Source organism: Paenibacillus sp. LjRoot56 (assembly GCF_964253335.1).
Lineage (GTDB): Bacteria > Bacillota > Bacilli > Paenibacillales > NBRC-103111 > Paenibacillus_E > Paenibacillus_E allorhizoplanae.
The window spans coordinates 105,113-118,680 of sequence record NZ_CAXURV020000001.1 but is presented as its reverse complement, the minus strand read 5'-3'; the positions used below and the strand labels follow the sequence as shown (position 1 = coordinate 118,680).

9 protein-coding genes are annotated in these 13,568 nt (G+C 46.3%); 7 read left to right on the top strand and 2 right to left on the bottom strand.

Annotated elements, in window-relative coordinates; genetic code table 11:
- The first annotated feature begins 45 nt into the window (after window positions 1–45).
- From ftsE to ACSQ8O_RS00515, 5 genes are all read left to right on the top strand, one after another.
- Window positions 46–732 (top strand): cell division ATP-binding protein FtsE, encoded by a 687-nt coding sequence (gene ftsE, locus ACSQ8O_RS00535; RefSeq protein ID WP_056611468.1) that lies wholly within the window; start codon window positions 46–48, stop codon window positions 730–732.
- The gene (gene ftsX / locus ACSQ8O_RS00530; protein ID WP_436233461.1) at window positions 722–1,639 is read left to right on the top strand and encodes a permease-like cell division protein FtsX; all 918 of its coding nucleotides are present in this window, start codon (window positions 722–724) and stop codon (window positions 1,637–1,639) included. The genes ftsE and ftsX overlap by 11 nt, the downstream gene beginning before the upstream one ends.
- A gap of 298 nt (window positions 1,640–1,937) precedes the next feature.
- Window positions 1,938–3,131 carry a murein hydrolase activator EnvC family protein gene (locus ACSQ8O_RS00525; protein WP_436240059.1) on the top strand — a complete coding sequence of 398 codons (1,194 nt, stop codon included), beginning with the start codon at window positions 1,938–1,940 and terminating at the stop codon, window positions 3,129–3,131.
- 91 nt (window positions 3,132–3,222) lie between these two features.
- Window positions 3,223–4,686: a S41 family peptidase gene (locus tag ACSQ8O_RS00520; protein WP_056611460.1), complete on the top strand. Its 1,464-nt coding sequence runs from the start codon at window positions 3,223–3,225 to the stop codon at window positions 4,684–4,686.
- Window positions 4,687–4,805: 119 nt separating this feature from the next.
- Entirely contained in the window at window positions 4,806–6,089 is a 1,284-nt protein-coding gene (locus ACSQ8O_RS00515) for a PDZ domain-containing protein (RefSeq protein ID WP_436240058.1), read from the top strand.
- 438 nt (window positions 6,090–6,527) lie between these two features.
- Here the strand turns inward: ACSQ8O_RS00515 and ACSQ8O_RS00510 are convergent, their stop codons facing one another.
- Window positions 6,528–7,349 (bottom strand): OmpA/MotB family protein, encoded by an 822-nt coding sequence (locus tag ACSQ8O_RS00510; protein ID WP_236290347.1) that lies wholly within the window; start codon window positions 7,347–7,349, stop codon window positions 6,528–6,530.
- Window positions 7,333–8,124 (bottom strand): flagellar motor protein, encoded by a 792-nt coding sequence (locus tag ACSQ8O_RS00505; RefSeq protein WP_436240057.1) that lies wholly within the window; start codon window positions 8,122–8,124, stop codon window positions 7,333–7,335. The genes ACSQ8O_RS00510 and ACSQ8O_RS00505 overlap by 17 nt, the downstream gene beginning before the upstream one ends.
- A gap of 271 nt (window positions 8,125–8,395) precedes the next feature.
- Between ACSQ8O_RS00505 and uvrB the strand changes: the two genes are divergently transcribed.
- Both uvrB and uvrA read left to right on the top strand, forming a co-directional pair.
- Window positions 8,396–10,393, top strand: a complete 1,998-nt coding sequence (gene uvrB, locus ACSQ8O_RS00500; RefSeq protein WP_436240056.1) for an excinuclease ABC subunit UvrB — start codon at window positions 8,396–8,398, stop codon at window positions 10,391–10,393.
- A gap of 42 nt (window positions 10,394–10,435) precedes the next feature.
- On the top strand, window positions 10,436–13,318 hold the full coding sequence (gene uvrA / locus ACSQ8O_RS00495) for an excinuclease ABC subunit UvrA (protein ID WP_436240055.1): 2,883 nt from the start codon (window positions 10,436–10,438) through the stop codon (window positions 13,316–13,318).
- Window positions 13,319–13,568 lie beyond the last annotated feature (250 nt).

Sequence of the window (13,568 nt, the reverse complement as noted above, 5' to 3'; positions counted from 1 at the left end):
GTGTCGAATGGATATAGGCTATCTATATAATTAGGATGTGATATTGTGATCGAAATGCAGGACGTATGGAAAACATACGCCAACGGGACGCATGCATTAAGAGGTATTAATGTAAAAGTGGACCGCAATGAGTTTGTTTATGTGGTTGGACCTTCAGGCGCAGGTAAATCTACTTTCATGAAGTTGATGTATAGAGAAGAAAGACCAACGAAAGGTCAAATTTTCGTAAATGGTTTTAATTTAGAAAAACTAAAACAACGTAAAATTCCTTATGTACGTCGAAATATCGGCGTAATTTTCCAAGATTATCGCTTACTTCCGAAATTATCGATTTTTGAAAATATAGCTTTCGCCATGGAAGTTATTGAGGCACCTAAGAAGCAAATCAAGAAACGCACCATGGAGGTTCTTGAGCTCGTGAAGCTGAAGGACAAAGCAAACTCCCTCCCATCGCAGTTATCAGGTGGTGAACAGCAGCGTGTTGCTATTGCCCGGGCAATAATAAACAGCCCTTCCGTCATTATCGCCGATGAACCGACAGGAAATTTGGACCCCGAAACGTCATGGGGCATTATGAAATTGATGGAGGAAATTAATTTCCGCGGTACCACCATTGTCATGGCTACGCATAACAAAGAAATCGTGAATACGATGCGTAAGCGCGTAATTGCAATCGAGAATGGCCTTATTGCTCGCGATCAAATCCGGGGGGAATATGGCTATGAAGATTAGTACAGCTTCTCGACATCTGCGAGAAGGTACGAAAAATGTCGTGCGAAATGGTTGGATGACGTTCGCGTCGATTAGCTCCATCGCGATTTCCCTATTCATTCTTGGTATTTTCGTACTTATCACCTTAAATGTGAATGATGTTGCTACGCAAATTGAGCAACAAGTTGAGATCAACGTGTACCTGGAGGTCAACACCGCTCAGGATCAAATCACAGCGCTCGAAACGCAAATCAAGGCGATCCCTGAAGTGAAAACGATTAAATTCGTTTCGAAAGAAGAGGGACTTGTCTACTTACGCGAAAAGTTAGGGGATAGCGGGAAAGCGCTCCTTGATGGCTTCGAGGGGGATAACAACCCGCTGAACGACGCATTCACGATCGAAGTGGATGATCCGCGGAATGTGGCGGTTGTGGCCGACCAGATCTCAGCGCTTAACGTTGGTAAGGATCCTAAGCCTATTTACAAAGTGAACTACGGTAAAGGAACCGTAGAAGCGTTGTTTAAAGTGACGAAGATTGCACGTTGGATTGGCATTGGTATCGTTGTGCTGCTTTCCTTTACAGCGGTATTCCTGATTGCGAATACGATTAAAGTTACGATTTTGGCAAGAAAACGTGAGATTTCGATTATGAAGCTCGTGGGTGCGACGAACTCTTTTATTCGTTGGCCGTTTTTCATCGAAGGTGCGTTGCTCGGTATGATTGGTTCTGCAATCCCTACCGCCATTATTCTTGCTGGATACTGGAAATTGTTGAATTTGAGCTCCTTGAACTTGAATTTATTGATGATTAAATTAACACCATTTGAAGATATTGCACCAACGATGACTGTGCTTCTAATTGGCTTAGGGATTGTTATTGGCGTATGGGGTTCCCTCATTTCCGTCCGTAAGTTCCTCCGCGTATAATGGAGGCTAAAAAAGCCCACTTTGATAACGTAGTATTCCATGAAGCAAACTCAGCATCGAATCTTGAATGAAAATGGGGCAGTGCGGTACTCATGTAGCTTGCTACACTCCGTTCCACCTGCCCTCATTTTGATCCAACCTTCTCGGTTCTGAAAGCGGGCTTTTTTAGCTTTTATTTTTATTTTTTTATTTTCAAAGATTCATAGATTCCTAGAAATATAGATTCTTAGAGACAGAACGTAAGAGATTCAAACCATACATGGGGCATCAATCGCTTGAAAATGGGGAGGCTACGTGCTTGAAGAAGAAGATTCTACCTGTCGTTTTGACATTAGGTATGGCGATATCGCTTACTATACCTCATGCAGCTAGTTATGCCGCTTCGGCAACGGACAAGATCGACCAGCAGTTGACGCAGCTTAAGAAGCAGAAAGCGGAAGCGCAGCAGAAGGCCAATAGCGCCCAGAGTCAAATCACGAAAGTTCAGTCTGAGAAAGAGCAGACAACGAAGGATATGAATGCCCTTGTCAGCCAGGTGAATGAGGCAAGCAAAAAGCTGACACAGCTCAATGAACAAATTGATCAAGTGTCGAACGCCTTGGAAGAGAGCGCTAAGCAGTTGGATGAAGCTGAGGCTCGTGTAGAGAGCCGTGATAATATGTTGAAATCCCGCGTTCGCTTAATGTATATGAACGGTTTCGTTTCCTATATGGATGTGGTGTTGAGTGCAACGAGCTTCTCTGATTTTTTGAATCGGGTCGAAGCCTTGAAATCTATCGTCAATCAAGATAAAGAAATACTAGAGTCGAATATGAAAGACAAAGAAACGGTTATGCTGAAGAAGGCAGATACCGAGAAGCAGCTTGAGAACGTGAAGGGGCTTTATGCGGAAGCAGATGCCTTGCGTGACGATCTGCAAGCGAAGGAAAAAGCGAAAGAAGTGAAGATAGCTTCCCTTTCCAAGCAGGAGAGAGAACTCGAGGATATTTCAGAAGAAAGCGACAGAATGATTACGCAGCTGGCGAAGCAAGAGGCGGATTTGCAAGCGAAGAAGCGTGCGGCACAGAATGCGAAATCACCGTTTACGTATTCGGGCGGTAAGCTTGGATATCCTTTGGCTGTACAGGCGCCAATGACCTCTGATTTCATAGCGCGGATTAATCCCGTTACAGGGCGAGCAGAGAACCATAAAGGGATTGACTTAGGTACGGCAAAAGGAACGCCAATTCTTGCTGCGGAGAATGGATCTGTTATTTATGCTTCTTGGATGAACGGTTACGGGAATTGTGTCATCGTGGATCACGGGAATGGGCTGTGGACGTTATATGGTCATATTATGAACGATGGGATTTATGTGAAAGTAGGCGATGTCGTGAAGCGCGGCCAGAAAATTGCTGGCGTGGGCTCCACAGGACAGTCGACGGGTAATCACTTGCATTTTGAAGTTAGGAAAAATGAAGTGCCTACCGATCCTAAACCGTTCCTTCGATAGGACAAACTGGTTATAAAAGGGGTATGGCTTGTCATATACTACAAACAGGCCAACTCAAATTCGGTTTTAGGAAAAAGGCGGTGAATCGGTTTTGCAATTCAAAGGTCGCACGGTCATTGTATTTGTTCTGTTAGCTATGTTTGCAAGTAGTATTGTCACATTAACGATTGTAGATCCCTCCTTTACTTGGGGGCAGAAGGAGCAATCAACAGGAGGTTCAGCTACCTCAGTATCTGCTTCGTCTGGTCTTTCGAGCAAGGATTTAAGCAAGATCGCAACAACGTTTCAGCTAATTGAAAGCAAATATTTGAAACAGCCTGATCATGATCAATTAGTCAACGGAGCTATTAATGGGATGTTGGAATCATTAGAGGATCCTTTTTCCGTTTATATGGATCAGAAGGAAGCCAAACAATTTGATGAGAGCATTACGTCCTCTTTCCAAGGCATCGGGGCTGAGGTATCGCTAGAGGATGGTAAATTCGTCATTGTATCACCGATTAAAGGTTCACCCGCGGAGAAAGCAGGTATTCAATCCAAAGATGTTGTCCTTTCTGTGAATGGCGACAAATTGGACGGGCTTACTTTGAATCAAGCCGTCATGAAAATCCGCGGACCGAAGGGCACGCAAGCTAAGCTGGATTTACTACGTCAAGGAACAGGGGATCCGGTTCAAGTCATCGTGGTTCGAGACAATATTGACGTTGAAACGGTCTACGGTGAAATGATGCAGGATCAGATTGGCAAAATTGAGATTCGTCAGTTCTCCTCGAACACAGCAGTTCGTTTTGCTGAAGAGTTGAAAAACTTAGAAGCCAAAGGGATGAAGGGACTCGTCATCGATGTTCGTAATGATCCAGGCGGTCTACTGAACGTCGTTGTCGATATCGTAAATCCATTCGTGAAGAGTGGGGCTTCCATTCTCCAAGTGGAGAATCGGGACGGCAAACGTGAGCCAACACCTTCTACAGGTAAAGGTAAGAATTATCCAGTAACCGTGTTGATTAATAAAGGAAGTGCCAGTGCATCGGAAATCCTTGCAGGCGCATTCCAAGAAGCAGTAGGCAGTAAGATTGTTGGTGAAACGTCCTACGGTAAAGGAACGGTTCAAGTGACGTTCGAGAAGGAAATGGGCGATGGCAGCAACATTAAGATGACAGTCTACAAGTGGCTAACGCCAAATGGCAACTGGATTCACAAAAAAGGTATTACACCGGATATCCCGATCGAGCAACCAGCCTATTTCAAAGCAGCACCGCTTACGAAGAAAGATGTGTTGAAACTAGACAACAACAGCGATGATGTGAAGAATTTGCAGCTGATGCTGGCTGGTATTGGTTTCAATCCGGAGCGAACAGATGGCTATTTCAACGACAAAACTGCTCTCGCGGTTAAAGCGTTCCAACGGACCAATGATTTGCCGGTGACCGGTGAAGTTGATACGGATACAGCGGCCAAAATCGAAAAAGCGATTTTAGCACAAATTCGTGACCCGAAGAATGACTCGCAATTGAAAGCAGCTGTCTTTCAAATTCAGAAGCAGCTTGGGAAATAATGACCGTTAGTTAATGGAAATTGTGCGGAGCGGCAGGAAATAAGCTTTCACAGTCGAAATAGTGTAGGAAGGTTGCTTAGGCGGCCTTCCTATTTCTTTTTCAAGGAGCCTAGATTCGTATGGATGTGTGGTTTCAATTATTGGACAGAATGCTGCTGGCTGTGGGGCAGTTGTTTACGAATCCTTTCTACTATATAGGCATTGTTTTTATCGTGTTACATTACAGGAAGCAAATCCAATTAGAACGCAAGCTGTTTCACACGCGGCTTCATTCCTTGTTGAATGAAACGTGGCGCGTAGTGCTGTGGGGCTGGTTAGGTGGGCTAGGAGCCTCCATTCTACTCCTTTTCGTCGGAGTAAACATACAACTGAATGTCGTGATCGTGCTCTGGATCATCACCGTCGTACTGATGATATTCCGAATACGATTCCTATGCTTAGCTTATGCAGTAGGGATTCTAGGAATTGCCCAAGTGATCTTCTCTTGGTTTCCTAATGCAGACAGTCTACGCGAGTCTTACACGTTTCTCGAGACCATTGCAAGTGCAGATATCCCATCGCTGCTGGTTATCGTAGGCGTGCTTCATCTCTTGGAGGGAGTGCTCGTTGGTTACCAAGGTGCGCGAATGGCGACTCCTCTGTTCCTGGAAGGGAAGCGCGGGCAAATGATTGGCGCACAGCAGCTCCAGGGCTTCTGGCCAGTCCCTCTGTTTCTCCTAGTGCCGATGGCTGGAGGTAGTGAGCTGGGCTTGCCGTGGCAAACGTTGTTTGCCTCTAATTTAAGCGCAGGCTGGACGATGCTGGCATTCCCAGCGATGATTGGCTTCACGGAGCTGACGATTTCGAAGCTGCCGAAGAGACAGGCACGCTTTAGCGCTAAGCTGCTCTATGTGTACGGTCTCGTTCTGCTAGGCACAGCCGTTGCTGCCCACTACTGGACGCCACTGGTGCTGCTTGTCGCGATCCTTAGCATAGCCCTTCATGAAGGGCTGCTGCTCTACAACCAATGGGTAGAAGCGAAGCAGACGCCCTTCTACATCCACTCAGAGCGCGGGCTTATGGTGCTATCCGTTGTTCCGAACAGTCCAGCTCAGCAGTTAGGAATCAGCGTCGGGGAGATCATCCACAAAGTCAATGGATACAAAATTAAGACAAAGACGGATCTGCATGCAGCCATGGGGCTCAACTCCGCTTTCTGCCGACTGGAAGTCTTGAATGATCAAGGGGAGGTTCGCTTCCTGAAGCGGGGGATTTTTGCCGGTGATCATCATCAACTGGGCATCCTACTGGCACCGGATCAGGATGTGCTGTATTTCTTGGAGCAGCGTCCGATGCACTTGTTTAGTTATCTGCGAGGCAAATTAACGGGTTTATTGCCGAATGACACAACGAAGTCATTATGAGAAGAGTCGTCCTCAGTGTAGTGAAAACTACGGTGAGGATGGCTCTTTTTTCTATCTATGATTGTTTTATGTTCTGTGGCGGTTGAGGGCGAATAGCTGGATTTTATGTAGTTAAATTAGCTTGTTTTGGCGTGAAATGGACAATAGATGGATTTCCTACAGTTAAATTTCCGTATTTATCTCAGAAGGAGCGGATTGGGGAGAATTAGCTACGTGTTTTCCAGTTATTTTAATTTTGGAGGGGAGAATGGCCGAAATAACTGGAGTTTTTACAGGTACTACTGGCGGCACGGCTGCAGATACGTGGACATACCAATGCGTGGACTTCAAGCACGTACAAAGCAATGCATGATCACAACCACAAGAACCAGAACCACGAACACAACAAAGCCCTACCTCCACAAGCGTGGAAATAGGGCTTCTATTCATCTGGACGAATTATTGGACTGGCGTCGTTGGTGCAATATCGTTCCGCAAGACAATGATTTCCACGCGGCGATTCTTGCTGCGATTCGCATCACTTGAATTGGCCACTTGGGGCATTGTATCCGCATAAGCGGTGGCAATGAATTTGTGATCATCCAGATTAGCCGTATCGCTGAAATAGCGAAGTACAGAGAGGGAACGGGCAAACGATAATCCCCAGTTATCCTTATAGGGAGAGCCTGGTGCAAGGGGTAAATCGTCTGTATGTCCTTCGATACTAACCTTACTCTTCAAGGTTGGGAAGAGCGAAGCCAGCTTTTGCAGAATCGGGAAGGACGGCGCCTTGAGATCAGCTTTCCCTAAATCGAATAAGAACAAGTCATTGAGCGTGATCGCCACACCGCGTTCCGTATCACTGGCAGACACCTGCGCCTCTAAATTTTGATCCTTAATATAGGCTTGTACTTGTTTCAGAAGATCTTGAAGCTCTTTCTCACGCTTTTCTTTCTCGCTGTCTTCCGTCTTCGTCTTGTCATGCTCTTCTTTCTGATCATCCTGATTCTGATGCGTTAAATCCTTATCTTTGCTGTCCGCGTCCCCTTGCTTAGGGGTCATCGAGCCGCTGATACCATGGTTTTTATCTAAGACAGAGTCAGCTTTTTGGAATTGTAGGTTTAAGGCTTGCGCCAAAACGGCATACTTTTGAACATCCACTTTACTCATCGCATACATAATAATGAAAAATACGAGCAGCAGCGTAATTAAGTCGGCGTAAGTAATGAGCCATCTTTCATGATTAACATGCTCTTCTTGCTTCTTACCGCGCCTCGCCATTAACGTCATCCTCCTCTACGGCTTTTTTCGATTTATCATGGAGGAAGGAGTTCAGTTTTTTCTTAATTAATTGCGGGTTTTCACCAGCTTGCAAGGCAAGGATGCCTTCTAACATGAGTTCCATTTCATTGACCATTTCTTTACCACGGACTTTGATTTTGTTAGCGATGGGTAAATAAACTAAGTTGGCGCTCATAACACCATAGAGAGTAGCTGTGAATGCAACGGCAATCGCTGGGCCAAGGGAAGAAGGATCTTCTAGATTTCCGAGAACGTGAATAAGTCCCATAACCGTACCGATAATCCCCATGGTTGGTGCATATCCGCCTCCAGCTTCGAATACCTTCGACATATTATTAACTTGATGTTCGATGGCGTCCATTTCCAGCTCAAGAATTTGTCGGGTAAGCTCGGGATCGGTTCCGTCTACGACCATGAGCAATCCGTCCTTCAAGAACGGGTTCTCGTGCTCCTGGGCGCGCTGCTCTAGGGCAAGTACGCCTTCTCTACGAGCGACAGAGGCCATATCGACAATTTCATTAATAGTTGTTGCAGGATCTCGTTTGACTTGCATAAAGGCAATGCCGAATGCTTTAGGGATTTTGGCTAAAATAGAGCCAGGGAAACTAACGGCGACTGCACCGAAGGTTCCGCCGAAAACGATGAGCATCGCACTGGGGATGATCAACGAGTCGATATGACCGCCATCCCACATGTACCCGCCAATTAAACCTACAAGTCCTAATAGTAATCCTAATACTGTTGTCAAATCCATGACTGTACCACTCCTAATTATCATAAAAAGAATAGGGTCCAAAAACTCAGGAAAACGGCCTTGTATAAGGCTAAAACAGATAAAGCTGTTTGCATCCATGGTTCAAAAATAGTATAATGAAAAAACGAGAACAAACATTCTTATGTTGGATAGATATTGCAATCCTTCATATATGTACGAAAAAGTTCCATAGACTTCTATATCGGAATGTCGAATGGGAAAGTTTATAGGATAAAAGTTCGATTTATTTCGACAATGAGGGTGATAATGGATGAATGAAATTGTCATGAGCTCTAAGAAATTTGAGCTTGTATCAGATTTTCTTCCGCAAGGGGATCAGCCTCAAGCGATTGAGGAGATCGTCCAGAGCATACAAGCCGGCAACAAGCATCAGACGCTGCTCGGTGCAACGGGAACAGGTAAAACGTTCACAGCTGCACAAGTAATAGCAAAACTAAACCGACCAACCTTGATTATTGCCCACAATAAAACCTTAGCCGCACAACTGTGCAGTGAGTTCAAAGAGTTTTTCCCTCATAATGCTGTTTCCTACTTCGTTAGTTACTATGACTACTACCAGCCCGAAGCCTACATTGCCTCCTCCGACACCTACATCGAGAAAGATTCCAGCATCAATGAAGAAATCGATAAACTTCGTCACTCGGCGACAAGTTCCTTGTTCGAACGCCGTGACGTCATTGTTGTTGCCAGCGTGTCGTGTATTTACGGCTTGGGTTCACCAATAGAGTACGGTAATTTACTGTTATCGTTACGAGTAGGGATGGAGAAGTCGCGAACTGAAATCCTGCATCGTCTAGTGGATATCCAATATCAACGCAATGATATGAACTTTGTTCGCGGCACGTTCCGTGTGCGTGGAGATGTTGTGGAGATTTTCCCAGCTTCGCACAGTGAGCATGCCGTTCGTGTTGAGCTGTTTGGGGATGAGATTGAGCGGATTACGGAGATTAATGTCCTAACGGGTGAAATTATTGGCCAGCGCGATCATATCGCGATTTTCCCGGCCTCTCACTTCGTGACAGGCGAGGATACGATGAAGCGCGCGCTCGTGAACATTGGTCAAGAGCTTGAGGAGCGGTTGGCTGAGTTGAGGGAGCAAGGTAAGCTTCTGGAAGCACAGCGACTGGAGCAGCGTACGCGCTACGACATGGAAATGATGGAAGAGATGGGCTTCTGCTCAGGTATCGAGAATTACTCCGGTCCACTGACATTCCGTGAGCGAGGTGCAACTCCGTATACGTTGATGGATTATTTCCCAGACGACATGCTATTCATGGTGGATGAGTCCCACGTAACGTTACCGCAAATTCGCGCGATGTTTAATGGGGATAAAGCACGGAAAGATGTATTAGTCGAGCACGGCTTCAGGCTGCCTTCCGCATTGGATAACCGTCCGCTGCGTTTCGAGGAATTCGAAGAGAAAGTCAGTCAGATTTTATATATATCAGCAACGCCAGGACCTTATGAGCTAGAACATTGCCCTACGATGATTCAACAAATTATTCGGCCAACAGGGTTGTTGGATCCGATTATTGAGGTTCGACCAACCAAGGGTCAAATTGATGATCTGATCGCCGAGATCCAAGACCGTGTTCGTAAAGATGAGCGCGTACTTGTGACCACCTTAACGAAGAAGATGTCGGAGGATTTAACGGATTACTTTAAAGAAATTGGTATTAAAGTGCGTTATTTGCACTCTGATATTAAGACGTTTGAACGTATGCAGATTTTGCGGGACTTGCGCTTGGGGACTTTTCATGTGCTAATCGGGATCAACCTCCTCAGAGAGGGTCTCGACTTGCCAGAGGTTTCACTGGTCGCTATTCTAGATGCGGATAAGGAAGGCTTCCTGCGTTCAGAGCGTTCGTTGATTCAAACGATTGGTCGTGCAGCGCGGAACTCAGATGGCCGAGTCATCATGTACGGGGATAAGATCACTGATTCCATGGAGAAAGCGATCTCGGAGACCAATCGACGCCGTGCCCTACAGGAAGCAAACAATGAGCGATTGGGTATCACACCACAGACGATTGCCAAGAAAATCCGCGATGTGATCGAAGCAACCAAGGTTGCCGAACAGAAATCCGACTATCTGGCTGATGTGAAGGGTGCTAAGATGTCGAAGAAAGATCGAGCATCCCTCATTGAGCGCTTAGAAGTTGAGATGAAAGAGGCGGCGAAGAACCTACAGTTCGAACGTGCAGCACAGCTGCGTGACGCGATTATGGAAATGAAAGCTGACGCCTAAGCTAAGTAGGTTTCAGTTTCACATAGGAGAGGAAGGGTATCTGTGTCTAGAGATCAGATCGTTATTAAAGGAGCTAGAGCTCACAATCTTAAAAATATTGATGTCACCATTCCGCGTGATAAGTTCGTCGTACTCACGGGCTTAAGTGGATCGGGGAAATCATCGCTGGCCTTTGATACGATTTATGCAGAAGGGCAGCGACGTTATGTAGAGTCATTGTCAGCCTATGCGCGTCAATTTCTTGGGAATATGGATAAACCAGATGTCGATTCCATTGAAGGGTTGTCACCAGCCATATCCATTGACCAAAAGACCACAAGCCGTAATCCACGTTCCACGGTTGGAACCGTGACGGAGATTTACGACTATTTAAGGCTGCTGTTTGCTCGTATTGGGCGGCCGCACTGTCCTACGCATGGTATCGAGATTACTTCGCAAACCGTGGAACAAATGGTAGACCGGATTATGGAGTACCCGGAGCGTACGAAGATTCAAATTCTAGCACCGCTTATTTCTGGGCGCAAAGGTGAGCACACGAAGCTATTCGTGGATATTCAGAAGCAAGGATTTGTGCGGGTTCGTGTAAACGGGGAAACGGTAGACCTTTCCGAGAAAATTGAGCTCGACAAAAATAAAAAACACACCATCGATGTGGTTGTTGACCGTATCGTGGTCAAAGATGATGTACAGACACGTTTGGCAGATTCCTTGGAAACTGCGCTTAAGTTGGCGAATGGTCGTGTCATCGTCGATGTTATGGAGAAAGAAGAGCTGCTATTCAGCCAGAACTTGGCATGTCCAGAGTGTGGATTCAGTGTCGAAGAGCTTGCGCCGAGAATGTTTTCCTTTAATAGTCCATTCGGTGCTTGTCCAGATTGTGATGGCTTAGGCAGTCAGATGATCGTCGATCCGGATCTGCTTGTTCCTGATATGAAGCTGACGATTGAAGAGGGTGCCTTTGAAGCGTGGGCGGGCAGTACTTCCAACTACTATCCGCAGTTTCTTGCTGCTGTGTGTGAACACTACAAGATCCCACGCAATGTACCTGTATCTGAGATAAGCAGCGATCAAATGAAGGTGATCTTGTATGGGACGGGTGGCGAGAAAATCCGTTTCCGTTATGAGAATGATATGGGTGCATCCAAAGAAGCGCTGGTTCCATTCGAGGGCATCATTCGCAACTTGGAGCGCAGGTTCAAAGATACCTTCTCTGAGGGTATTCGCGAGCATATTCAGACCTACATGAGTACGAAGCCTTGTCCGAAATGTAAAGGTCACCGCTTGAAGCCTGAAACGCTTGCCGTAACGATTAACGGTAAGAACATCTCGCACGCAACATCCCTTTCCATCGGAGAAGCGGAAGAATGGTTTAAGGGTCTACAGCTGAACGAGCGCGAGCTAACGATTTCGAATTTGATCTTGAAAGAAATTAGAGCTCGTTTAGGCTTTCTCGTGAACGTTGGTCTTGATTATTTAACGATGCATCGCGCAGCAGGCACATTATCAGGTGGAGAGGCGCAACGGATTCGCTTGGCTACGCAAATCGGTTCAAGCCTGATGGGCGTCCTCTACATCCTCGATGAGCCGAGCATCGGTTTGCATCAACGGGATAACACGCGATTGATTCAAACTCTTGAGCATATGCGTGATCTGGGCAACACGTTGATCGTTGTCGAGCATGATGAAGACACGATGATGGCGGCCGATTACATCATTGATATCGGTCCTGGGGCCGGAATCCATGGTGGACAGGTTATTGCCCAAGGTACACCAACAGAGTTGATGAAGGATGAGAACTCCTTAACAGGCCAGTATTTGAGCGGCAAACGGTTCATTCCGATTCCTGCGGTTCGTCGTAAGCCGAATGGCAAATGGATCGAAGTGAAAGGCGCCAAAGAAAATAACTTGCGAAACGTGTCGGCTAAAGTGCCATTAGGGGTATTCACTTGCGTGACCGGTGTATCCGGGTCAGGCAAGAGTACTTTGATTAACGAAATTTTGTTTAAGACGTTATCCCGTGATTTGAATGGTGCGAAAGTTCGACCTGGCGAACATAAAGAAATTGTCGGATTAGAGCATATTGATAAAGTTATCGATATTGATCAGTCGCCAATTGGACGCACACCTCGCTCCAATCCTGCGACGTACACAGGTGTATTCGATGATATCCGTGATGTTTATGCGAATACGAACGAAGCGAAGGTTCGTGGTTATAAGAAAGGACGCTTTAGCTTTAACGTGAAAGGCGGCCGTTGTGAAGCTTGTCGTGGAGATGGCATCATCAAGATCGAGATGCATTTCTTGCCGGACGTTTACGTGCCTTGCGAAATTTGTAAAGGCAAACGCTACAACCGCGAGACGATGGAAGTGAAGTACAAGGGCAAGAGCATTTCTGAAGTGTTAGAGATGACAATTGAGGACGGCTGCGAGTTCTTTAAGAACTTGCCGCGCATTCATCGTAAGCTGAATACACTTCTGGATGTCGGCCTGGGCTATATGACCCTCGGCCAGCCAGCAACCACGCTGTCAGGCGGCGAAGCTCAGCGTGTGAAGCTCGCGGCGGAGCTGTACCGCCGCAGTACAGGCAAGACGATCTATATTCTGGATGAGCCCACGACGGGGCTTCACATCCATGATATTGATCGTCTCCTGAAGGTCCTTCACCGCCTCGTGGAGAGCGGTGAAACGGTACTGGTCATCGAGCATAACCTCGATGTCATCAAGACGGCGGACCACCTCATCGATCTAGGACCCGAAGGTGGTAACCGCGGGGGCTTGATCGTGGCGGCGGGTACGCCAGAGGATGTCGTGAAGGTGTCCGGGTCCTATACCGGCCAATATTTGAAGCCGATCCTTGAGCGGGATCGCGTGCGTTCAGAAGACTATGCGAAGCGGATGGAGGTCCTAGAAGGATCCGTTAGCTAGAAAGCGAACAATTAAGCTTGAAATTGGGTGTTTCATTTGCCAATTTCAAGCTTTTTCTTTTTGCAAGTGACGTAAATACCTAAAATTTTGCTAAGACTTAATTGAATGATACAGGCTTCGACAATTTAACCCTCTATCAATAGTGATAGAAGTAGGCCTATAATAATAGTAAGTAACAGTGAACATCTCCCTCTACCTTAACCATTGACTTGATGATTGAGAGATATAGCAGTTCTAATCTAATTCATGT

Bases quoted from the DNA above. Each gene is read 5' to 3' on its own strand.
- ACSQ8O_RS00515 (WP_436240058.1), top strand. From the start codon at position 4,806: ATGGATGTGTGGTTTCAATTATTGGACAGAATGCTGCTGGCTGTGGGG.
- ACSQ8O_RS00505 (WP_436240057.1), bottom strand. From the start codon at position 8,124: ATGGATTTGACAACAGTATTAGGATTACTATTAGGACTTGTAGGTTTA.
- ftsX (WP_436233461.1), top strand. From the start codon at position 722: ATGAAGATTAGTACAGCTTCTCGACATCTGCGAGAAGGTACGAAAAAT.
- uvrB (WP_436240056.1), top strand. From the start codon at position 8,396: ATGAATGAAATTGTCATGAGCTCTAAGAAATTTGAGCTTGTATCAGAT.
- ACSQ8O_RS00510 (WP_236290347.1), bottom strand. From the start codon at position 7,349: ATGGCGAGGCGCGGTAAGAAGCAAGAAGAGCATGTTAATCATGAAAGA.